General features: G+C 73.3%; 17 protein-coding genes. 7 read left to right on the forward strand and 10 right to left on the reverse strand.

All coding sequences use genetic code 11. The annotated features are described in order from the left end of the window. Positions 1 to 60 precede the first annotated feature (60 nt). The 3 genes from HNP84_RS31195 to HNP84_RS31205 are packed head-to-tail and all read left to right on the forward strand — an operon-like array spanning position 61 to position 4395. Positions 61 to 1926 carry an ABC transporter ATP-binding protein gene (locus HNP84_RS31195; RefSeq protein WP_221336980.1) on the forward strand — a complete coding sequence of 622 codons (1866 nt, stop codon included), beginning with the start codon at positions 61 to 63 and terminating at the stop codon, positions 1924 to 1926. After that, positions 1923 to 3668 carry an ABC transporter ATP-binding protein gene (locus HNP84_RS31200; protein ID WP_185053533.1) on the forward strand — a complete coding sequence of 582 codons (1746 nt, stop codon included), beginning with the start codon at positions 1923 to 1925 and terminating at the stop codon, positions 3666 to 3668. Before HNP84_RS31195 ends, HNP84_RS31200 begins: the two co-directional genes overlap by 4 nt. Positions 3669 to 3708: 40 nt before the next feature. Then, complete coding sequence (locus HNP84_RS31205) at positions 3709 to 4395, forward strand: TetR/AcrR family transcriptional regulator (RefSeq protein WP_185053534.1); 687 nt, start codon at positions 3709 to 3711, stop codon at positions 4393 to 4395. 10 nt (positions 4396 to 4405) lie between these two features. On the opposite strand, the gene HNP84_RS31210 is transcribed toward HNP84_RS31205, so the two are convergent. The 10 genes from HNP84_RS31210 to HNP84_RS31255 form a co-directional block, all read right to left on the reverse strand. Next, a complete protein-coding gene (locus tag HNP84_RS31210) occupies positions 4406 to 6043 on the reverse strand; it encodes a thiamine pyrophosphate-binding protein (protein WP_185053535.1) in 1638 nt (545 codons plus the stop codon). Further along, a complete protein-coding gene (locus HNP84_RS31215) occupies positions 6040 to 7425 on the reverse strand; it encodes an aldehyde dehydrogenase family protein (RefSeq protein WP_185053536.1) in 1386 nt (461 codons plus the stop codon). Before HNP84_RS31215 ends, HNP84_RS31210 begins: the two co-directional genes overlap by 4 nt. Further along, positions 7413 to 8525 carry an ABC transporter substrate-binding protein gene (locus tag HNP84_RS31220; protein ID WP_185053537.1) on the reverse strand — a complete coding sequence of 371 codons (1113 nt, stop codon included), beginning with the start codon at positions 8523 to 8525 and terminating at the stop codon, positions 7413 to 7415. Before HNP84_RS31220 ends, HNP84_RS31215 begins: the two co-directional genes overlap by 13 nt. A gap of 19 nt (positions 8526 to 8544) precedes the next feature. Next, a complete protein-coding gene (locus HNP84_RS31225) occupies positions 8545 to 9396 on the reverse strand; it encodes an ABC transporter permease (RefSeq protein WP_185053538.1) in 852 nt (283 codons plus the stop codon). A gap of 34 nt (positions 9397 to 9430) precedes the next feature. Continuing rightward, on the reverse strand, positions 9431 to 10249 hold the full coding sequence (locus tag HNP84_RS31230; protein ID WP_185053539.1) for an ABC transporter ATP-binding protein: 819 nt from the start codon (positions 10247 to 10249) through the stop codon (positions 9431 to 9433). Between the two features lie 3 nt (positions 10250 to 10252). Next, positions 10253 to 11242 (reverse strand): dipeptidase, encoded by a 990-nt coding sequence (locus HNP84_RS31235; protein WP_312926138.1) that lies wholly within the window; start codon positions 11240 to 11242, stop codon positions 10253 to 10255. Continuing rightward, positions 11239 to 11919, reverse strand: a complete 681-nt coding sequence (locus HNP84_RS31240) for a hypothetical protein (RefSeq protein ID WP_185053540.1) — start codon at positions 11917 to 11919, stop codon at positions 11239 to 11241. Before HNP84_RS31240 ends, HNP84_RS31235 begins: the two co-directional genes overlap by 4 nt. Continuing rightward, on the reverse strand, positions 11916 to 12674 hold the full coding sequence (locus HNP84_RS31245) for an IclR family transcriptional regulator (RefSeq protein WP_185053541.1): 759 nt from the start codon (positions 12672 to 12674) through the stop codon (positions 11916 to 11918). The genes HNP84_RS31240 and HNP84_RS31245 overlap by 4 nt, the downstream gene beginning before the upstream one ends. Further along, a complete protein-coding gene (locus HNP84_RS31250; RefSeq protein WP_185053542.1) occupies positions 12671 to 14338 on the reverse strand; it encodes a hypothetical protein in 1668 nt (555 codons plus the stop codon). The genes HNP84_RS31245 and HNP84_RS31250 overlap by 4 nt, the downstream gene beginning before the upstream one ends. A 385-nt stretch (positions 14339 to 14723) precedes the next feature. Continuing rightward, positions 14724 to 15158: a CBS domain-containing protein gene (locus HNP84_RS31255; protein WP_185053543.1), complete on the reverse strand. Its 435-nt coding sequence runs from the start codon at positions 15156 to 15158 to the stop codon at positions 14724 to 14726. Positions 15159 to 15464: 306 nt separating this feature from the next. Here HNP84_RS31255 and HNP84_RS56310 point away from each other — a divergent pair, with 306 nt between their 5' ends. From HNP84_RS56310 to HNP84_RS31275, 4 genes are all read left to right on the forward strand, one after another. Continuing rightward, positions 15465 to 16676 carry a cytochrome P450 gene (locus HNP84_RS56310; protein WP_185053544.1) on the forward strand — a complete coding sequence of 404 codons (1212 nt, stop codon included), beginning with the start codon at positions 15465 to 15467 and terminating at the stop codon, positions 16674 to 16676. A gap of 44 nt (positions 16677 to 16720) precedes the next feature. Continuing rightward, positions 16721 to 18409: a cytochrome P450 gene (locus HNP84_RS31265; RefSeq protein WP_185053545.1), complete on the forward strand. Its 1689-nt coding sequence runs from the start codon at positions 16721 to 16723 to the stop codon at positions 18407 to 18409. Between the two features lie 325 nt (positions 18410 to 18734). Continuing rightward, positions 18735 to 20453, forward strand: a complete 1719-nt coding sequence (locus HNP84_RS31270) for a glycosyl hydrolase family 18 protein (protein WP_185053546.1) — start codon at positions 18735 to 18737, stop codon at positions 20451 to 20453. Between the two features lie 233 nt (positions 20454 to 20686). Further along, positions 20687 to 21142, forward strand: a complete 456-nt coding sequence (locus HNP84_RS31275; protein WP_185053547.1) for a GNAT family N-acetyltransferase — start codon at positions 20687 to 20689, stop codon at positions 21140 to 21142. Positions 21143 to 21146 lie beyond the last annotated feature (4 nt).

A 21146-nucleotide genomic window follows, 5' to 3' on the forward strand; every position in this document is an offset into this window, starting at 1 on the left:
CGGGGCGATGCGTACGCCAGTTCGCCGCATCCCCCGGCACGGCCGGACAAGGAGTCAGTGATGTCGGCCACGATCTCGTCAACCTCCACCGCGGAGAAGCGGGAGCCCGCCCCACCCGAAGGACCGCCGGTCACCGGCCCGAGCCCCGGACGGGCGCTGATCGGCGTGATGGAGCCGGTCCACGGCCGGCTGCTCACCTCGATCGCGGTCGCGGCCACGGCCGCGGTCCTGGGCGTCGCCGGGTTCGCACTGGTCGCGCTGGCGCTGCGGGAGCTGCTGGAGCCCGTCCCGGACCCGGCCACGGTCTTCCGGCTGCTGGGCGGGGCCCTGGCCGGGCTGCTGGCCAGGTTCGGGCTGCGGGCGCTGTCGTTCCACCTGTCCCACCTGGCCTCCTTCGAGCTGGAGGTGGAGCTGCGCACCCGGCTGGCCGAGCATCTGGCCCGCATCCCGCTCGGCGAGGCGCAGCGGCTCGGCTCGGGAGCCGTCAAGAAGGTGGTCCAGGACGATGTGCGCGCGCTGCACATCGCCGTCGCCGACTCGGTGCCGCTGGCCGGGTTCACCCTCGCCCAACCGGTGGCCGCGCTGGTCGCCCTCGGGCTGCTGGACTGGCGGCTGCTGCTCGCCGTGCTGGCCCTCGGGCCGATCGTGATGATCGGCATGCGGCTGGCGACGCGGGACTACGCCGACACCCGCCGCGCCTACGACGAGGCCAACGAGGCGATCAACGCGGCGGTGGTGGAGTTCGTGCAGGGCATGCCGGTGGTGCGCACCTTCGACGACGGCACGTCCTCATTCCGCCGGTTCGCCACCCGGGTGCACGCCTTCACCAGGGCGACCGCCGCATGGCAGGAGAGCAGCCGGTCCTCGATGATCTTCTCCCGGGCGATGATGGCCCCGCTGCCCGCCCTGGTGATCATCCTGGCGGCCGGCGTCTGGCTGACCGCGTCCGGCTCGATGTCGCCGGCGACGCTCGTCGTGGCGCTGGTCATCGGCACCCTGCCGATCGAGTCGATCATGCCGTTGATGTGGCTGGCCCATCACATCAACGAGTCCAAGGCGGGGGCCGCCCGGATCTCCGCGCTGCTGGCCATCCCGCCCCTGCCCGAGCCCGAGCGGCCCGAGCAGCCCGCCGACGGGTCGATCCGGTTCCGCGACGTCCGCTTCTCCTACGGCCCCGACGGAGCGGGCCGCCCGGCGCTGGACGGCGTGGACCTGGACATCCCCTCCGGAACGGTGTGCGCGCTGGTCGGGCCGTCCGGGTCGGGCAAGTCCACCGTGGCGCGGCTGATCCCCCGATTCTGGGACGTCACCGGCGGGGAGATCCTGGTCGGCGGCGTGGACGTGCGGCGGATCCCCGCCGAGGTGCTGCTGCGGCACGTCTCGATGGTCTTCCAGGACCCGTTCCTGCTGGAGGACACCATCGCCGCCAACATCCGGCTCGCCCGCCCCGAGGCGAGCGACGCCGAGGTGGAGGCGGCCGCTCGGGCGGCGCAGGCGCACGACTTCATCGTCTCGGAACTGCCGCACGGCTACCAGACGCGCGTGGGCGAGCGCGGCGCCCGGCTGTCGGGAGGGCAGCGCCAGCGGATCACCATCGCCCGCGCCATGCTCGCCGAGGCGCCGATCGTCATCCTGGACGAGGCGACCGCGTTCGCCGACCCGGAGAACGAGGCCGCCATCCAGGACGCCATCGCCGAGCTCACCCGGGGCCGCACCGTGGTGGTGATCGCGCACCGGCTGTCCACCGTGGCAGACGCCGACCAGATCGTCGTCCTGGACTCCGGCCGCGTGGCCGAACGCGGCACCCACCGGCAGTTGCTCGACGCCGGCGGCAGGTACGCGCGGCTGTGGGCGCACCATCAGCGCGCCCGGACCTGGGCGCTGGGCTCGGCCGCCCGCGCGGAAGACCCGGCGGTGACGCGATGAGAAGAATCCTGCGCCTGATGATGCTCGCCGCGGGGAGTTACCGCCGCGAATACGTGCGGTGCCTGCAGTCCTCGCTGGCGGCCTCGGTCGTCCAGGCCGCCGCGTACGCGACGCTGATCCCGCTGCTGTACGAGCTGACCCGCCCCCAGGTGGACGAGGCGGCGGCATGGGGCTGGTTCGGCGCGTTCGCGGCCTGCTACGTGGCCGAGACCGTGCTGCGCCTGTACGAGCTGCGCTTCCAGTACTCCAAGTGGGCCGACGTGCTCGCCGAGGCCCGGCTGCGGCTCGGAGAGAAGCTGCGCACCATGCCGCAGCCCGAGCTGGAACGGCGTGCCGCCGGAGACCTGAGCACCGTGGTGGGGGGCAACGTCGCCAACGCCACGACGGGCGTGTCCACCCTCGGCCTGCTGTTCACGCAACTGGTCACGGTGCCCGCCGTGCTCGGCGTGATCATCGCGGTGGTGGACTGGCGGCTCGGGCTGGTCCTGGCCGTGTCCGTCCCGTTCGCGGTGTTCTTCGTCCGCCGGATCCAGCGCCTTTCCGGCAGCGGCTTCCGCGGGATCGACGCCGCCGACGCCCGCGCCGCGGACCGCATCGTGGAGTACGTCCAGGGGCTGCCGCTGCTGAAGGCCACCGGCCAGGTGGGCCGGCAGTCGCGCCGGCTGGCCGACGCGCTGCACGCGCAGGGCGAGGCGATGACCTCGATGCAGAAGCGGGTGACCTGGCCGGGGCTGCTGGCCTCCAGCGTGGTGCAACTGTGCCTGGTGGCCATGGTGGCGGTGGGCGCGGCGCTGGTGCTCGGCCTCGACCTGTCCCCGGCCCTGCTGCTGGCGGTCGCGGCGGGGGCGGTGCGCTTCGCCGAGCCGCTGGCCACCGCCTCGGCGATGTCGCAGGTGTTCGAGTTGACCGACGCGGCGCTGGAACGCGTGGGCGACGTGCTCGCCTGCCGCCCGCTGCCCGTCGGCGCGCCCGAGGCCCGGATCGGCCGTTTCGACCTGGCCTTCGAGGAGGTCTCCTTCTCCTACGACGAGACGCCCGTGCTGCGCGGGGTGTCGTTCACCGCGCCCGAGCGCAGCCTGACCGCTCTGGTCGGCCCGTCCGGATCGGGCAAGACCACGATCACCCGGCTCCTCACCCGCTACGCCGACCCCGCCTCGGGGACCGTCCGGATCGGCGGGCTGGACCTGCGCGACCTGGACCCCGCCGAGATCTACCGGCACGTCTCGGTGGTGTTCCAGGACGTCTACCTGTTCGACGACACCATTCGCGCCAACATCGCCATGGCCCGTCCGGACGCGACCGACGAGGAGGTGGAGGCGGCGGCGCGCGCGGCCAACGTCCACGAGTTCGTCTCGCGCCTGCCGGACGGCTACGACACCCGGGTCGGCGAGATCGGCGGAGCGCTGTCCGGCGGCGAGCGCCAGCGCATCTCCATCGCCCGCGCGATCCTCAAGGACGCCCCCATCGTGCTGCTGGACGAGCCGACCGCGGCCCTGGACACCGAGAGCGAGGTCGCCGTCCAGAACGCCATCGACGCGCTGGTCGCGGACAAGACCGTGCTGGTCATCGCGCATCGCCTGACCACGGTGGCCGGCGCGGACCAGATCCTGGTCCTGGAGGACGGCCGGATCACCGAACGCGGCACGCACGCGGAGCTGATCGCGGCGGGCGGCCGGTACGCCACGATGTGGGCCGCCCAGACCCGCGCGCGGCACTGGCGCGTCCCGTCCACCGCCACCTGACAGGACCGATAGGGTCGCCGGAGGAGGAGCAACACCGGCCATGAAGGACCCCGCCATCGTCACCCGCCGACCGCGCCGCCGGCTCACCGCGCGAATGATCGTCGAGCACGCCATGCGGCTGGTGCGCGACGACGGCCTCCAGGCGGTGACGATGCGGCGCCTGGCGGACGAGCTCGGCACCGCGCCGATGTCGCTGTACCGCCACATCCCCGACCGCCAGGCGCTGATGGTGGCCATGCTGGACCAGGTCGCCCGCGACATCCGGTTCCCACCGCCCGCGGGCGACCCGAGGGCCGAGATCACCGCCGTGCTCACCGCCATCCACGACGCCCTGCGCCGCGACTCCTGGGCGATCGGCCTGATCGTCACCGACAAGCTCGCCGGTCCCTCGATCATCCCCGCCCTGGAGCGGCTGTTCGCCGCGTTGCGCCGTGCCGGCCTCACCCTGCGCGACACCCGCGTCGCGTTCGCGCTGCTGTGGCACTACACCGTCGGCGAGCTGCTGGACACCCACCTCGACATCCCCGACGACACCTACGCCCGCCGGATGGTCCACGACGTGGACCCCGAGAGCTACCCCACCCTCGCCGCCATCGCGCAGGCCGCGCCCGGCGGCCCGCCCGGCGACTGGTTCGCCGAGAACCTCCAGCGCCTCCTCGACGGGCTGCTGCCGCGGTCCCCCGCCGCCGATCGCCCGGCGGCCCCGGGCGAGGTGACGGCTCGGTGACGGCCGGCGGTCACCGGGTGATGGGCGACAGGGCCGACATGTCGATCTCCAGCAGGGTGGGCCCGCCCCGCCGCACGGCGGCGGCGAACTCCGGCTCGAAGGCCGCGGCGGAGGTCACGCGGCTCGACGGCACGCCGAAGGCGGCCGCCAGGGCGGCGAAGTCCGGCGTCGCCAGGTCCACGTCATGGGCGGGACCCCCGTAGGAGTCGCGGATGATCTCGCGCAGCACGCCGTACCCTCCGTCGTTGAACAGGCACACGATCACGTGCGCGCCCTCCTGGACGGCGGCGGCCAGCTCGCCGGCGCTGAGCATGAAGCCGCCGTCGCCCTGGATCAGCACGGCCGGGCGGCCGGCGCCCACGGCGGCGCCGATCGCGAGCGGCAGGCCGGGGCCGATGCCGGCCGCGGCGGGGCGCATCGAGGTGCGCGGGGCGAGGATCGGCAGCACCCGGTCGCCCCAGACGTAGGCGGGCACGGTCGCGTCGCGCACCACGACGCCGTCGCGCGGGAGGTGGCGGCGGATGGCGGCGCAGATCGCCTCGTGGTCCGGCCCCATCTCGGCGCCGACCGCCGCCCGTGCCTCCGCCAGGGCCGCGCGGCCCTCCGCCAGGTACGCGGCCCGGTGCGCCGGCTCCGGGGCGCCGGCCGGGAGGTGGGCCCGGATCTGGGTCAGGCCGAGCGCGGCGTCCCCGACCAGAGGGAGGCTCGCCGGGTAGCTGCGGCCGATCACCGACGGGTCGGCGTCCAGGTGGATCAGGTTCTCCGGCAGGCGCAGCCGCCAGGAGTCGGTCGGATACATCTGGAACCGGGTGCCGACGGCCAGCAGCAGGTCCGCCGACTCCACGTAGTCCCGCAACGGGGCCACGGCCGGGTAGCAGCCCAGGCACAGCGGATGGTCCTCCGGCAGGGCGCCGCGGCCCTCGCGGGAGGTCACGACGGGCACGCGGGCGGTCTCGGCCAGCGCGGCCAGCGCCGGGGCCGCGCCCGACGAGGGCACGCCTCCCCCGGCCCAGATCAGGGGCCGGCGGGCCTCGGCGAGCAGCCGGGCCGCCTCGGCCGCGCCCTTCTCGTCCACGGGGTCGCGCGGCACGGACGGGGCCACGGGGTGTACGGCCGGGGCGGGCGCGCGCTGCAGGTCGATGGGGATCTCCAGCGCCGCGGGCGCCGGACGGCCGGTGAGCACCTCCCTGGCCAGCCTGAGCACGTCCTCCGCCAGGTCGCCCGCGCGGCGTGCGGTGATCACGGCCCGGCAGGCCGTGCGCAGCATGTCGTGCTGGCGCTCGGCCTCGTGGATGTAGCCCCGGCCCCGGCCGAGGTACGCGGTCTCCACCTGCCCGGTGATCAACAGCACCCGGGAGGATGCGAACGCGGCCTCGTACAGCCCGCCCATGGCGTTGGCGGTGCCGGGCCCGGTGCTGACCAGGGCGACGCCCAGCTCGCCGGTGGCGCGGGCGTAGCCGTCGGCGGCGTGCACCGCGGCCTGCTCGTGCCGCATGCCGACGATGCGGACGGCTCCCCCGGCGCGCAGCGCGCGCAGGATCGGCAGGTTGTGGATGCTGGCGATGGCGAACACGTGCCGTACGCCGAGGGCCGCCAGGGCCGCGGCGACCTGGCCGGCCCCGGTCGCGGCGGGACTGTCCGGCGTCATGAGCCGCCTCCGGTCAGGGGGAGCTGGATCGCCTTGTACTCGGTGAACTCCTCGATCCCGTAGCGGCCCTTCTCGCGTCCGGTGCCGGAGTGCTTGACCCCGCCGAACGGCGCGAGCGGGTTGAACGGCCCGCCGTTCACGCTCACCTGCCCGGTGCGCAGCCGCCGCGCCACCGCCAGCGCCCGCTCCGGGTCCGCCGACCACACCGCGCCCGACAGCCCGTACGGCGTGTCGTCGGCGATCCGCACCGCCTCCTCCTCGCCCTCGTACGGGATCACGCACAGCACCGGCCCGAAGATCTCCTCCCGCGCTATCGCCATGCCCGGATCGACGCCGCCGAAGACGGTCGGGCGCACGTAGAAGCCCCGGTCGAGGCCGGGCGGCGCATCGGGGCCGCCGGTCAGCAGCCGGGCCCCGGCGGCGGCGCCGCGGCGGATGTGGCCGGTGACCCGCTCGCGCTGCCGCGCGCTGATCACCGGGCCGAGGTCGGCGCCGGGGTCGTCGCGGTGACCGGGCCGGGCCGCGCCGACCAGGGCGGCGGCGCACTCCTCGGCCTCGGCCAGCCGGGACCGCGGCACCAGCAGCCGGGTCAGCGCGGTGCAGGTCTGCCCGCTGTTGCCGACCACCGTGCGGGCGCAGTGCGCGACCGCGGCGGGCACGTCGGCGTCGTCGAGCAGGATCGAGGCGGACTTGCCGCCGAGTTCGAGCAGCGACCTGGCGACGTTCCCGGCGGCCAGGGCCGCGACCCGCCGCCCGACGGCGGTCGAGCCGGTGAAGGAGACCACGTCCACGGCGGGGTGGCCGGCCAGGGCCTCGCCGGCCTCCGGCCCGGTGCCCGCGACCACCTGGAGCACGCCGCCGGGCAGTCCGGCGGCGGCCAGGGCGTCGGCCAGGACGAAGGAGTCGAGCGGGGTCAGCTCGCTGGGCTTGAGCACGACCGCGCAGCCCGCCGCCAGCGCCGGGGCGACCTTGTTCACGCTCTGCATCAGCGGGTAGTTCCACGGCGCGATGGCGGCGGCCACGCCGGCGGGCTCCCGGCGTACCAGGGAGTTGCCCACGCGTTCCTCCCAGGCCAGCTCCTCGGCGGCGTCGGCCGTGGTGCGCAGCGTGGTCAGCGCCGAGGCGATCTGCGTCGCCCGCACCAGGTGGCGGGGCAGGCCGAGCGGCATGGTGATCGCCTCGGCCAGCTCCGCGGTGCGCGCCTCCAGCTCGTCGGCGGCGCGGCGGAGCACCGCCGCGCGCTCGGCGACCGGCACCATGCTCCACGACTCGCGGGCCCGGCAGGCGCCGGCGACGGCGTCCTCCACCTCGGCCGCCGTCGCGGCGGGCACCTCGGCGAAGGGCTCGCCGGTGCACGGGTCGATCAGGGTCAGCCCTTCCACTGGCGCGCTTCCTGCTCCACGGCCTTCTCGTCGAAGGCGTTGTACTTGCCGGCGAGGGAGTAGTCGAACAGGCCGCTGGACTTCACGTCGATCGCGGCGGGGATCATGCCGTGCTCGGCGAAGGCCGCGATGGTCTTCTGCACCGCGGCGTCGTCGATCACGCCGTACCGGCCGGAGGTGCCCTTGCCACCGGTGATGTCCAGCCGCAGCTTCAAGATCCGCACCGCCTGGGCGAGTGCGGTCTCCTCGGGCACGTCGGAGGCCGGGCGGGACTGCGGGAACTGCTTCCAGTGCAGCTTGATCGCGGCCTCCGGATTGGTCTGGGAGAACACCATCGCCTTGTAGAACGCGCGCACCATGCCGGCCACCCGCTCCGGCTCCTGCTTGATCGACTCCTTGCGCACCACCAGGGCCGAGGTGCCGGTCATGTCGTTCAGCGGGGTCGGGATGTCGCGCATGGTGGTGCCGAGCAGGTCGCCGATGACCACGTTGGGCCCGTCCCAGCCGGCGTACGCGGCGATCTGCTTCTTGCGCAGCGCGTCGGCGGCCTGCGCGCCGAGACCGACGGGCAGGTACTGGGCGTCCTTGTCCGGGTCCAGGCCCGCCTCCTTCAGCACCCCCTTGGCGAACAGGGTGGACACCCCGGCCAGCGAGTTGGACCCGATCGTGGCGCCCTTCAGGTCGGCCGCGGTCGTGATCGGGCTGTCCTGCGGGACCACGACCCGGAAGATGCTGCCGTTGGTGAGCCCGACGACCGCGATGCCCGGGTCCTTCTGGTAGGCGGCGATGGCCGCGTTGAGCGAGGCGTACGTCATGAACGCCTGTCCCGTGGCCACCGACTGGATGGCCGTCGGCGCGCTGTCCACCGGCTGGATCGTGACGTCGAGCTTCTCGGCCGAGAAGTAGCCGAGCTGCAGGGGCACGGAGGTGTACGACGCGGTGGTCGCGGTCAGCGCCTTGTCGGGCGCGGTGAAGACCACGGGCTCGGCGCCCGGGGTGGCGCTGTCGGCGCCGCCACCGCAGGCGGTGAGGGCCGCGCCGAGGGCGGTCAGGAGGGCGACGGCCGCGAGCCGCCGTGTGCCGAAGGAGAACGTGCTCATGAAATCTCCCGGTGGGGGGTTACTGCGCCCGGCGTACCAGGCGTTCTGCGAGGGACAGGACGCCGTAGACGGCCAGTCCGAAGATCGACAGTGCGATGAGCATCGCGTACGTCGCCGCGACCTCACCGGTCACGGTGTACTGCGCGATCGCGTAGCCCACGCCCTCGCGCGCGGCCACGAACTCGCCGACGATCGCGCCGATGAGCGCGAGCACGGCGGCGCTGTTCAGCGCGGGGAAGATGAACGCCAGCGCGTTCGGGATGCGCAGGTAGCGCAGTTCCTGCCAGCGGCTGGCCCGCAGGGCGCGGAACAGGTTGACCTCGTCCTCGCTCACCTCGGTGAGGCCCGCGATCGTGTTGGTCAGCACGGGGAAGAAGGCCAGCAGCGCGGCCAGCGTCACCTTGGGCGCCAGGCCGTACCCCATGGCGGCCACGATGAGCGGCGCGATGGCGACCTTGGGGAAGGTCTGCGAGGCCAGGATGTAGGGGTAGACGGCGTTGCGCAGGATCGGCGAGAACGCGAACACCGAGCCGAGCACCACCGCCGCGGCCACCGCCAGCGCGAAGCCGAGCAGGGTCTCCTGCACGGTGGCCAGCAGGTTGGGCCACAGCGTGCCGTCGATGACCGCGAGCCGGACCAGCACCTCGATCACCTCACCGGGCGGGGCCAGGATCAGCGGCGAGACCAGCTCCGCGCTCGCCGCGCCCTGCCAGGCGGCGACGAGCACCACGAAGATCAGCACGGCGAGCACGGCGGACTTCAGCCCCGGTCCCTCCGCGCGCCGGCGCGGCGCCGCGCCGCCCTGGTCCAGCGCGCCGAGCGAGGCCAGGTCCGCCCGTGTCCCGCCGGACGGTGCGGTTCTCGTCTTCATCGCCATCCTCCTTCCGGCGGGCCCGGCCGCCCGGTCACCGCCCGGCTCCCTTGGCCTCGTCGAGCACCGCGCGCACGTCCCGGATCGCCTCGTAGAACGCGGGGTCGTCGCGCAGCTCCCGCCCGCGCGGGCGCGGCAGCGGCACGGGCAGGCTCGCGTGGATGCGGCCGGGCCTGGCGCTCATCACCACGATCCGGTCGGACAGGAACACCGCCTCGGAGATGCTGTGCGTGACGAACACCACGGTCTTGGGCTCGCGCTGCCACACGCCGAGCAGCTCGTCGTTGAGGTCCTCGCGGGTGAACTCGTCCAGCGCGCCGAAGGGCTCGTCCATCAGCAGCAGCGAGGGCCGGTTGACCAGCGAGCGCGCGATGGCCACCCGCTGCTCCATGCCGCCGGACATCTCACGCGGGTAGTGCTTCTCGAAGCCGGCCAGCCCCATCATCTCCAGCAGCCGCCTGGCGTGCTCGCGGCTCTCCGGACGCCGGTCGCCGTCGATGACCAGGGGCAGGCACACGTTGTCCAGCACGGTGCGCCAGCGCAGCAGGGTGGGCTTCTGGAACGCCACGCCCACCTGCGGCAGCGGTCCGGTGACGGGGGCGCCGTCCACGGTCACCGTGCCGGCGCTCGGCTCCAGCAGGCCCGCGATCAGCTTGAGCAGGGTGGACTTGCCGCAGCCGCTGGGGCCGATGAGCGAGACGAACTCGCCCGGCGCGATGTCCAGCGAGGCGTGCTCCAGCGCGCGCACCGTGGCGCCGCGCCGGGTGAAGACCTTGGACACGTCCCTGATCCCGATGGCCGCCGGGCGCGGCGGCGCCTGCGCGGCGGCGCGGTCGCCGGTCGTGATCGCCATGTCTCACTCCTCGCCTGCCGGCCGGCCCGCGGGCAGGACCTCGTGGTAGAACCGCATCCAGTTGCCGCCCATGACTGCCGCCACCTCGCCGGGCGCGAAGCCGCGCCCGGCCAGCGCCTCGGCCAGGTCGGGGAAGGAGCGGGTGTCGGGGAACCAGGGCAGCGGCGGCTGCTTGCCGGGGTTGGCCGCCGAGCCCGCGCCGTACTGGACGGTCCGGGTCCAGCGGCCCTGTCGCATCCACCGCAGGTCCGCCTCGCCGATCTTGCGGCCCAGGTCTGAGCCGATGCCGACGTGCTCGACGCCGATCAGGTCGGCGGTGCGCGCGACCAGCTCGGCCCAGGTGGCGGCGGTCGCGGCGTACTCGCCGCTGATGTTGCGGTAGCCCGACACCCCCAGGACGCCGCCGCGCGCCGCCAGGGCCTTGAGCAGGTCGTCGGACTTGTTGCGGGCGTGCGGCACCAGGGAGGCCGGGTTGGCGTGGGTGACCGCGACCGGCACCGCGGAGTGCTCGATCGCCTCCATGCTCGTACGCTCGCCGACGTGCGACAGGTCGATCGCCATGCCGCACCGGTTCATCTCGGCCACGACCTCGCGGCCGAAGCGGGTCAGCCCGCCGTCCACCGGGTCGTAGCAGCTCGCGCCCACGTCGTTCTGGATGTTGTAGGTGAGCTGGGCCACGCGGACGCCGAGGTCGGCGAAGACCTCCACGTAGCCGATCCGGCCGGACAGGAACGAGCTGTTCTGGAAGCCCAGCAGCAGCGCCGTGCGCCCCTGGGCGTGGATCGCCTCGATCTCGGCCGCCGTCGTCGCGACGCCGACCAGGTCGGCGTTGGCCCGCACCAGGTCGCGCCAGCGCACCAGCGCGTCCAGCGACTCGGTCGTGTCCTCCCAGAAGCCGCAGGTCACGGTCACGCAGCCGAGCCCGCCGCCGCGCAGCTCCTCGAAGACCTCGCGGTCGAACGCGCTGCACTCCAGGCCGTCAACGAAGATCACAGCGTCACCGCCAGGTAGTCGAGGTCGGTATCGGGGTCGGCGGCGTCCGGGTCGAGCGTGGCGCCCGCGTGCCGCCGCGAGAGCGGGGTGTCCTCGGTGAGCGCGCCGGTCGAGCGGTGGTACAGCCGCCACCACAGCGACGCCTCAACCTCCAGGCCCTCGTGCACCGTGCGCTCGATGTGCGGGCAGGCGGGCGGGCCGTGCCGCTCGGCGACCTCGATCCGGGGCGCGCCCGTGCCGAGGGTGACCGTGACGGCGCCGCCGTACGGCTGCGCGGCGTACGGGAGCGCGAGCAGCAGGTGCGGGACGGCGACGTCGCGCACCTCGATCCGCGCGCCGCCGCGCTCGCGCAGCAACGCCATGCCCAGGTCGAGCAGCGCCGGCGCGACGTACGGCGCGGGGACGCCGTGCGCCTCCACCACCACCGGCGAGGACGCCTCGTCCAGGGCCGGTGGCCGCCATCCGGGCAGGTCGCGGGCCGCGTCCAGGAACGCCAGGCCGCCCAGCCCGAGCGCCTCGGCCTCCACCACCAGGTCCCGCACCGCGGGGACCGCCCCCTTGGGCACCCCCAGCAGCAGCAGGTTCCGCTCGGCCAGCACGCGGGTCTCCCGCAGGCTCACGGTGAGCCGGGGCGCCGCGGCGGCGTCCGTCGCCTGAGTGGTACTCGGCGGGGTCACTGTCGCCTCCCTTCCGTCGCGGGGTGCCCGGAGAGCACCCGGTTGATCTCCCGCACCGCGTCCAGCAGCGCGTGGATGCCCTTGTCCCGGTCGAAGCGGCCGCTCGGCCCGGCGACACTGAGCGCGCCGACGCACCTGCCCTGCAGGTCGAACACCGGGGCCGCGATGCCGAGCACCCCTTCCAGCCACCGGCCGTGCGAGGTCGCGTAGCCCAGCTCGCGCACCTGCGCCAGCTCCTCCTCCGGCGGCGTGTCCACGCCCAGCTCGCGCAGCTCGGCGAGCTGGCGCGGGCTCGCGTACGCCATCAGCACCCGGCCCGAGGCACTGCGGCTGAGGGGCATCTGGGCCTCGGCCCGCAGGTCCACCTGGAGCGGGCGGCCCGGCTCGATGCGCTGGATGATCGTGGCGGTGCCGCGTTCGAGTATCGCCAGCGACACGGCCTCCCTGATCTCGTCCACCAGCCGCTCCATCATGGGCAGCACCCGCTCGCCGAGCCCGGCCTGACGCAGCGCCGACTGGCCGATGCGGGCCGGGCGCAGCGTCAGCCGGTAGGAGCCGTCGCCGGTCTGCTCCATCCATCCGGCCGCCACCAGCGTGACGAGCTGCTGGTGCACGGCCGCACGCGGGATGCCCAGGCTGCGCGACAGCTCCGAGATCCGCACCGAGCTCTCGGCCTCGGCGACGACCTCCAGCATCTTCAGGCACTTGATCGCGGTGCTGAGCGGCTGGGTCCGCGGTCCCGCCTGCTCGCTCACTTCTCGCTCCCGGACAGGGCCGGCTCGGCCGGGTGCCACCAGCCGCGCGGGTCGGCGCCGGCCAGCTCCTCGCGCGAGGGCGCGCCCTGGAAGATCAGGCCGCGCAGGGTGCGGTTCAGGAAGTCCTTGGTACGGTCCAGCCCGTAGAAGGCGGCGTTGGCCAGCCTGATGATGTGCACCGGGACGAAGTCGAGGTCCAGCATGTCCATCCGCGGCAGCGCGTACGGCTGCTCGCGCAGCGCCTGGAGGCGCTCCACCGCGGCCCGCTCCTCCGGATGGTCGAACAGGACCCGGCCGACCCGCGTGCCCGGAGGGTAGCCGGCCAGCAGCCGGGTGAGCCGCCGTACGTCGCCGGGGATGTCGCAGGACAGGTCGAACCCGCCCGGGAACTGCTCGCGGGGCCCCGAGCGGGGCTCCTCGGCCGCGCGCGACTTGTACCAGACGCGGGTGCGCCTGGACCGGTCGGCGAGCGGCATGTCGTGCGCCCAGGCGTAGGTGCCGCGCAGCAGCGCCGACAGCTCCCCGGTGGTCATGCCCGGGTCGCCGACCAGCCGCTCGTCCACGATCAGGCGCTCCAGCGCGTCCTCGGCGCCGTCGGGCAGCAGCTCCAGCAGCAGCGAGCCGAGGGTCTCCTCCGTCTCCGGCGTCACCGTGCCGGCGACCGCGGTGCGCAGCTCCTCGAACGGCGTCGCGGACGCCCGGCCGCGCACGGTGCCCCGGTCGCGCAGCTCGGCGGCGAGGTCGCGCACCTCGCGCAGCTCGGCGGCCACCCGGCGGCCGTCGGGGAAGACGTTGTAGCGCATGGGGTCCTGCTCGCGGTAGACGATCTCCCGCTCCAGCAGGTCCACCAGCGTGCCGTACGCCGGGTCGCCGGGCGCGGGCGCGAGGCGGCGGGCCTCGGCCAGCGCGTCCTCACGCAGGCGCAGCCACTGGTGCACCATGCGCGGATGGTTGGCGATGAACAGCACCAGCCCGAGCGCCGACCCGTTGCCCAGCCCGAGGTGCCTGCGGATCGCCGGGTCCAGCCGGGCGGCTCGCGGCGACGCGGCCCGCGCCAGGTGCTCGCACAGGTCCGCGGCGAACTCCCGCATCAGGTACGCCGTGAGCATCTGCGCGTGATAGGGCGCGGCCAGCGGGTGCGCGGACCCATAGGAGAGGAAGGTGCGGGTGCCGAACGTGCCGTTGGCGTCCAGCCCGGTGTTGCGCATGAGGTAGCCCGCCTGGCGCAGCACGCCCAGGTCGGGGGCGCGCCCCGCGGCCAGCGCCTCGACGGTGTGGCCGAAGGCCCGCAGGCTCCGGTTGGACCGGCACCACACCAGCGTGCCCGGGGCCGCGCGGCCGGCGTACAGCTTGGGCAGCTCGGCGCCGGTCAGCTCGACGCGCGCGGCGTCCGCCTCGCCCTCCAGCAGCGCGCCGACCATGTCCCAGCTCTGGCCGATGATCCGCGGCGTGCGCTCGACGAAGCGCGGCTCGGAGCTGTAGGCCACGAACGAGAGCGTGCCGGCGTGCGTCGCGACCCGGTAGACCGCGACGCCGTTGCCGCGCTCGTCCAGGTCGAACCGCTCCCGGGTGATCGTCCACCGGTTCCGTACCATGTGCCGGACCAGCGACCGGCTCGCGCTGAACCGCGAGGGCTGCAACGCCGCCAGGCGCTCCGGCCTCATCAGGAAATCAGGATCACGGGGACCTATCGTCTGCGGATCGCCACTCATAGCACCCTTGTCTTGATATTTCAGACAACGTTCTGATATACATGACAATAGGAGACCGCTAGGCGCCCGCACAAGGGGTGACCGCCGATCGACTCTTCGCGCCCGCTCGGCCACGGCGACGAGACGTACCGGGAGGTGTGCCGGAATCCCGGCGGCGGGCCGCTCCCCGGCAGCCCGGGTTCTCCGCCCCGTCGGGCCACCCGGATCGCACGGCGGCCCGCACGCACGCGGCCGGCGCCGGATGCGTACCGGCAGCGACAGGTCCGCGGCGCACGGCCGCGGACCCGCATGAATCACGCCGAGACGGGCCGCTCGGGTGGCGGCCCGTGACCGGCGCTCAGGCCGGTGCGTAGACCCGGTGGACGAACTCGGCGAGCTTGTCGTCGGGCAGTTCCTTGGCCAGGTCGGCTTCGCTGACCATGCCGACGATCCGATGATTGTCGATCACGGGCAGGCGCTTGATCTGGTGCTGCTCCATCTTCTGCAGCGCCTCCTCGACACTGCTGTGGGCGTCCACCCACACCAGTCCCTTGGCCAGTTCGCCGGCCGTGGTCCGATCGAGATCCTTGCCCTCGGCGCAGCACTTGATCACGATGTCCCGGTCGGTGATGATGCCCTTGAGCCGGTCGTCGTCTCCGCAGATCGGCAGCGCGCCGACCGACAGGTCGCGCATCATCTGCGACGCCAGGCGCAGGGTGTCATGCTCGCCGATGCACACCGCCCCCTGGTGCATCACGTCCTGAACCGCCTTGCCGATTCCCGATGTGTCCATGATCGGCCTCCCCCGGCATCGATGAACGGTGTCTCACTGCCGCCCCTACCCAACGGACGCCGGATCAGCGGGGCACGGCCATTCGGACATCAACGCAGGTCGAATCAGGCGAATGAGCCCGGCACGGCCGTGACCGGGAACGCCGGGGAGAGCCGCGCTTCCCTCGGCTATCCGTCCGGCCGCCCGTGGGCAATACCCGGCCGGTCTTTCCTATCGCCGGATTCGACCTTTCGATGCGCCCGGCCGAGCCCGCGAATCCCGGATATAACAAACGAGGCAAGTCGGGCCGAGGAGAGGACCTTGGACGTGTCGGCTGAACCACAGGTCGTGTTCGACGCCTTCCACCCCGCTCACCGATCCAATCCCTACCCCCGTTACGCGGCCGTCCGCGAATACACCGCGCTGTATCCGCTGAAACCCGGTATCCACCTGGCCACGCGGTACGCCGAGGTCTCCGCCGTGCTCGCGGACCCGGAGTGGGGACATGGCTACGAGGACGGAATCAACCCGTTCCGGCCCGGAGTGGCCGCCGACGACGTGCCGGGCGGGATCGTGCGGATGGACCCGCCCCAGCACACGCGGGTGCGCGCCCTGGTCAACCGGCCCTTCACCCCGCGCAACACCGAAAAGCTCCGCTCCCGGGTCGAACGCCGGGTCAACGAGCTGCTGGACCAGGCCCTGGAGGCCGGTGAGGTCGACCTGATGGAGGCGTTCGCCCGGCCGGTCCCGTTCACCATCATCGCCGAGATGCTCGGCATTCCGCCCGAGGACTACCGCCAGGTCATGAAATGGTCGCTGGCGCTCGTTCACGGCACCGATCCCGACATTCTCCAGACGCCGGAACAACTGGCGCAGCGCGACAAGGCCAATGCCGAATTCGAGGCGTATTTCGCGGACCAGATCGAGCGGCGGCGGGAAACGCGGCGGGACGACATGTTCAGCGATATGGCCGAGGCGCTGGAATCCGGTGCCGCGACCGGGGCCGAGCTGCGCGGGCTCTGCGTCGCGCTGCTGATCGGAGGGTACGAGACCGCCGCCGACCTGATCGGCAAAGGCGTCGTGGCGCTGCTCCGCGACCCGGCCCAGATGACGCTGTGGCGGGAACGCCCGGAACTGGCCCCGTCCGGCACCGAGGAACTGCTCCGCTACGAGCCGCCCATCCAGCTCACGCACCGCGTGGCGCTCAGGGACAAGGAGCTGGCCGGGCACACCTTCGCCCGCGGCGACGGCGTGGTGATCGTCATGGCCGCCGCCAACCGCGACCCGGCCGTGTACGCCGACCCCGACCGCCTCGACATCACCCGGTTCGCCGGGACCGCGCCCCCGCCGCGCCCGCTCTCGTTCGGCGGCGGCGTCCACTTCTGCCTCGGCGCCCACCTCGGCAAGCTCGAAGTGCGACTGGCGGTGGACGCGCTGCTGCGCCGCGCACCGGCGCTGGCCCTGGCCGGCGAACCCGTCTGGCGCGACACCGTCGCCATCCACAGCCTCGACACCCTCCCGGTCCGCCTGCGGGCGTGAGCGGACCTCCCTGCGATCAGCCTTGCGACGAGAGTGAGGACGCGATGAGCGTGGACCAGACCGAGACGTCACGGCAGCGCCGGCTGCGCGAGCTGAGGTCCCTCGTGGAGCACGGGATCGACGCGGGCATCGGCGTCGGCCACTCGCTGGGCGTCCTGCTCGACACCCTGGAGGAGGGCCGCACCGTCTGGACGCTCACGCCCTCCCCGGCGGCGGCGGGCACGCCACGCACCGTGCACGGCGGAGTGATCGCCACGCTCCTGGACACCGCGATGGGCAGCGCCGTGTACACGGCGATCCCGGACGGGGCGCTCTACACGACGCTGGAGCTGAAGGTGAACTTCTTCCGCCCGGTCCCGCTCGACGGCGGCCCGCTCACCTGTGCCGCCACGGTCGTCCACCAGGGCGAGCGCACCGCGACCGCGGAAGGGCGCGTCACCGACGCCGGTGGTGAGCTCATCGCGCACGGCACGACGACCTGCATGGTGTTCCCGCCCACCGGTACGCCCGGCGCGGAGCCCGCCGCTCCGCCCAACCCGGGCGTCGCCCTCGACGCGTTCGACCCCGCGCACTGGCCGGACCCGTACCCCCGGTACGCCGCGGCGCGCGAGGCGGCGCCGCTGATCGCGACCCCGCTGGGCGTCCACCTGGTGACCCGCTACGACGACTGCGCGGCGATCTTGCAGGACAACGACTGGAGCCACGCCCACGAGGCCGAGCTGTTCCACCCCGGCGTCGAGCACGCCGACCTGCCGACCTCGTTCCTGTGGATGGACCCGCCCGACCACACCCGCCTGCGGGGGCTGGTCAGCAAGGCGTTCACCCCCCGTACGGTGGCCGCCCTGCGGCCCCGCATCGAGCAGCTCGTCAAGGAGCTGTTCGACGCGATCGTCGAGGCGGGCGAGGTCGATGTGATCACCGCGCTGGCCTACCCGCTGCCGCTGACCGTCATCGCCGAACTGCTCGGCGCGCCCGCCGAGGACCACCCCGACCTCCAGCGCTGGTCCCGGGCGCTGGCCCGCGGGTTCGACCCCGACCCGCTGCTGCTGCCGCGGGAGCGGGACGAGCGCACCCAGGCCGCGCGGGAGTTCGTGTCCTACTTCCGGGACCTGATCGCGAAGCGGCGGGCGCGGCCGGCCGGCGACCTGATCAGCGCGCTGGCCGCGGTCGAGGAGCGGGGCGACGTGCTTACCGAGGACGAGATGCTCGCCACCTGCGTCACGCTGCTGGTCGCCGGGCACGAGACCAGCGTCAACCTCGTCGCGAACGGCATCCTGGCGCTGATCCGCAACCCCGGCCAGTACGCGCTGCTGCTCGACGACCCGCGGCTCGCCGCCCCCGCCGTGGAGGAGATGCTGCGGTACGACTCGCCGGTGCACATGACCACCCGGCTGGCCCACAAGGAGACGCGGATCGCCGGCCACACCTTCCGGCCGGGCGACGGCGTGGTGCTGCTGTTCGGCTCGGCCAACCGCGACCCGGCGGCGTTCCCCGACCCCGACCGGTTCGACATCACCCGGTACGCCGGCTCCGCCCCCGTGAAGCGCCACCTCAGCTTCAGCCTGGGCATCCACTACTGCCTCGGGGCGCCCCTGGCCCGGCTCGAAATGGAGATCGTGCTGCAGGAGCTGATCCGGCGCCGGCTCACCATGACGATGACCACCGAGAACCTGCCCTACCGCCGCAACCTCGTCCTGCGCGGCATCGACACCTTCCCCGTGCGCTTCGCGTAGCCCCGGGCTCGGGCGCGGCCGCGACGGCTTCCCGCCGGCGCGGCCGCGCCGTTTCGCGCGCCAGTCCTCCCGCCGCATTGACGCCTCGTGACTTCCTGGGTACCGTCATACCTACTTTTAATAAACCTTCCTAATAATTAGGTGTCAACGCCCAGGTGGGAAGGGGTGAGTCCATGCCGCGCGCACCACCGACGGCGGTGGATGACGTGCCGTTGGGGGGCCATGAGTGAGCGGGGACCGCGCGGGCCCGGCTCACCACCACATCACCGATGTCCACACGTAACAGCCCATCTCGCATCGGCATATGGGACGTGGAGCAGCACACATGAAACTCAGGACAGTCACCCGACTACTGGCCGCGGCAGGAGCCCTGCTCCTCCCGCTGGGAACCGCGGTCGCCCTGGCGCCGGCCGCCTCGGCCGTACCCGGCGCCGCCGTGGCGGCCGTGTCGGCGGCCCCCGCCTGGCAGCCCTCGACCGCCTACACCGTGGGCACCGTGGTGAGCTACAACGGCGTCGAGTACGAGTGCCGTCAGAGCCACACCTCGCTCCCGGGCTGGGAGCCCCCGAACGTGCCCGCCCTGTGGAAGCCGGTCGGCTCCGGAGGCGGCGGCGGGGACGACACCAGCGCGCCCACCGTGCCGGGGAACCTGCGCAGCACCGCGGCCACGTCCAGCAGCGTGAGCCTGGCCTGGAACGCCTCGACGGACAACGTGGGCGTCACGGGCTACGAGGTCTACCGCGGCGGCACGCTGGTCACGACCACCGGCGGGACCGCGACGACCTACACCGACACCGGCCTGGCCGCCTCGACGACGTACACCTACACCGTCCGGGCCCGCGACGCCGCGGGCAACCGATCGGCCGCCAGTAACCAGATCAGCGTCACCACGTCGAACTCGGGTGGCGGCGGCGGGGACCCGGGCTCCGGCGACAAGCTGCTCGGGTACTTCGTGCAGTGGGGCGTCTACCAGCGCAACTACCACGTCAAGAACATCGACACCAGCGGCTCGGCGGCCAAGCTGACCCACATCAACTACGCCTTCGGCAACGTGCAGAACGGGCAGTGCACGCTCGGCGACACCCACGCCGACTACGACCGCTTCTACACGGCCGCCGAGAGCGTGGACGGCGTGGCCGACACCTGGGACAACGGGGCGCTGCGCGGCAACTTCAACCAGTTGCGCAAGCTCAAGGCCAAGTACCCCCACCTGAAGGTGCTGTTCTCCTTCGGCGGCTGGACCTGGTCGGGCGGCTTCGGGCAGGCGGCGGCCAACCCGGCGGCCTTCGCCGAGTCCTGCTACCGGCTGGTCGAGGACCCGCGCTGGGCCGACGTCTTCGACGGCATCGACATCGACTGGGAGTACCCCAACGCCTGCGGCCTGACCTGCGACAGCAGCGGCCCGGCGGCGTTCCGTGACCTGATGGCGGCGCTGCGGGCCCGCTTCGGCCAGAACTACCTGGTCACCGCCGCGATCACCGCGGACGGCACCTCGGGCGGCAAGATCGACGCGGCCGACTACGCGGGCGCCGCGCAGTACGTCGACTGGTACAACGTGATGACCTACGACTTCTTCGGCGCCTGGGCGGCGCAGGGCCCGACGGCGCCGCACTCCCCGCTCACCTCCTACGCCGGCATCCCGAACGCCGGGTTCTACTCCGACAACGCGATCCAGAAGCTGAAGAGCAAGGGCGTCCCGGCGAGCAAGCTGCTGCTCGGCATCGGCTTCTACGGCCGCGGCTGGACGGGCGTCACGCAGGCCGCGCCCGGCGGCACGGCCACCGGCCCCGCGCCCGGAACGTACGAGCAGGGCATCGAGGACTACAAGGTGCTCAAGACCCGCTGCCCGGCGAACGGCACCGTGGCGGGCACCGCGTACGCGCACTGCGGCAACCAGTGGTGGAGCTACGACACCCCCGCCACCATCGGCGGGAAGATGAGCTACGCCGAGGACCAGGGCCTGGGCGGCTCGTTCTTCTGGGAGCTCAGCGGCGACACCGCCAACGGCGAGCTGATCACGGCCATGAGGAACGGCCTCGGCTAGCCGGTGACCCGGCCGGGTTCCCCCGTCCCCGCGTGGGTACCGGGGAACCCGGCCCCCACGCACGAGATCGCGGAGAGGCGCGCGGTACTGGCGGATTCGGCACGCCCCGGTTACGGTGCTCCCATGCCGGGTTGACGCTAGAGGATCGGCGGCCCCACGTGGCCGCGCGCTCCGCCTTCCGCCGTTTCGGAACACCCGACCAGGAATCCGCAACGGAACGGAAGGCGACGCACATGGAGATCAGACGGATTCACGAGCACGAGGGCGAGACGGTCGGCGGTCTGTGGGACCGCATGTGCCGCGAGATCGAGGACGGCGGACCGCTTTCGGAGCAGGGGCTGAGGAACCTCTCGCGCCTGCTCGCCATGTCCGCATGGCACCGCGACGCGTTCTGCCTGGTGGCCGTGGACGACGACGAGATCATCGGGTTCGTCAACGGCTGCACCACCGCCGAGAACGGGCTGCTGCCCGGCCTCGGCGGCCAGATCGACTCCCTGTACGTCGTGCCCGGCAGGCGCGGCGGCGGGGTGAGCCGCGCCCTGGCGCGGGCCGCCGTCGCGTGGCTGCGGGAGCACGGGGCAGGCACGATCCGCTACCTGTCGTGCGCCGGCGCCCACGACGACCACCGGTTCTGGCAGGGCCTGGGCTTCGAGCCCGACATGGTGTGCCTGTCGCTGTACCGGGACTGACGAC

The sequence above is a fragment of the Thermocatellispora tengchongensis genome, assembly GCF_014202315.1.
Lineage (GTDB): Bacteria > Actinomycetota > Actinomycetes > Streptosporangiales > Streptosporangiaceae > Thermocatellispora > Thermocatellispora tengchongensis.

Excerpts from the sequence above, each read along its gene's own strand:
- HNP84_RS31195 (WP_221336980.1), top strand. The coding sequence starts at position 61 with ATGTCGGCCACGATCTCGTCAACCTCCACCGCGGAGAAGCGGGAGCCC.
- HNP84_RS31200 (WP_185053533.1), top strand. The coding sequence starts at position 1,923 with ATGAGAAGAATCCTGCGCCTGATGATGCTCGCCGCGGGGAGTTACCGC.
- HNP84_RS31205 (WP_185053534.1), top strand. The coding sequence starts at position 3,709 with ATGAAGGACCCCGCCATCGTCACCCGCCGACCGCGCCGCCGGCTCACC.
- HNP84_RS31210 (WP_185053535.1), bottom strand. The coding sequence starts at position 6,043 with ATGACGCCGGACAGTCCCGCCGCGACCGGGGCCGGCCAGGTCGCCGCG.
- HNP84_RS31220 (WP_185053537.1), bottom strand. The coding sequence starts at position 8,525 with ATGAGCACGTTCTCCTTCGGCACACGGCGGCTCGCGGCCGTCGCCCTC.
- HNP84_RS31225 (WP_185053538.1), bottom strand. The coding sequence starts at position 9,396 with ATGAAGACGAGAACCGCACCGTCCGGCGGGACACGGGCGGACCTGGCC.
- HNP84_RS31230 (WP_185053539.1), bottom strand. The coding sequence starts at position 10,249 with ATGGCGATCACGACCGGCGACCGCGCCGCCGCGCAGGCGCCGCCGCGC.
- HNP84_RS31250 (WP_185053542.1), bottom strand. The coding sequence starts at position 14,338 with ATGAGGCCGGAGCGCCTGGCGGCGTTGCAGCCCTCGCGGTTCAGCGCG.
- HNP84_RS31255 (WP_185053543.1), bottom strand. The coding sequence starts at position 15,158 with ATGGACACATCGGGAATCGGCAAGGCGGTTCAGGACGTGATGCACCAG.
- HNP84_RS31265 (WP_185053545.1), top strand. The coding sequence starts at position 16,721 with ATGAGCGTGGACCAGACCGAGACGTCACGGCAGCGCCGGCTGCGCGAG.
- HNP84_RS31270 (WP_185053546.1), top strand. The coding sequence starts at position 18,735 with ATGAAACTCAGGACAGTCACCCGACTACTGGCCGCGGCAGGAGCCCTG.
- HNP84_RS31275 (WP_185053547.1), top strand. The coding sequence starts at position 20,687 with ATGGAGATCAGACGGATTCACGAGCACGAGGGCGAGACGGTCGGCGGT.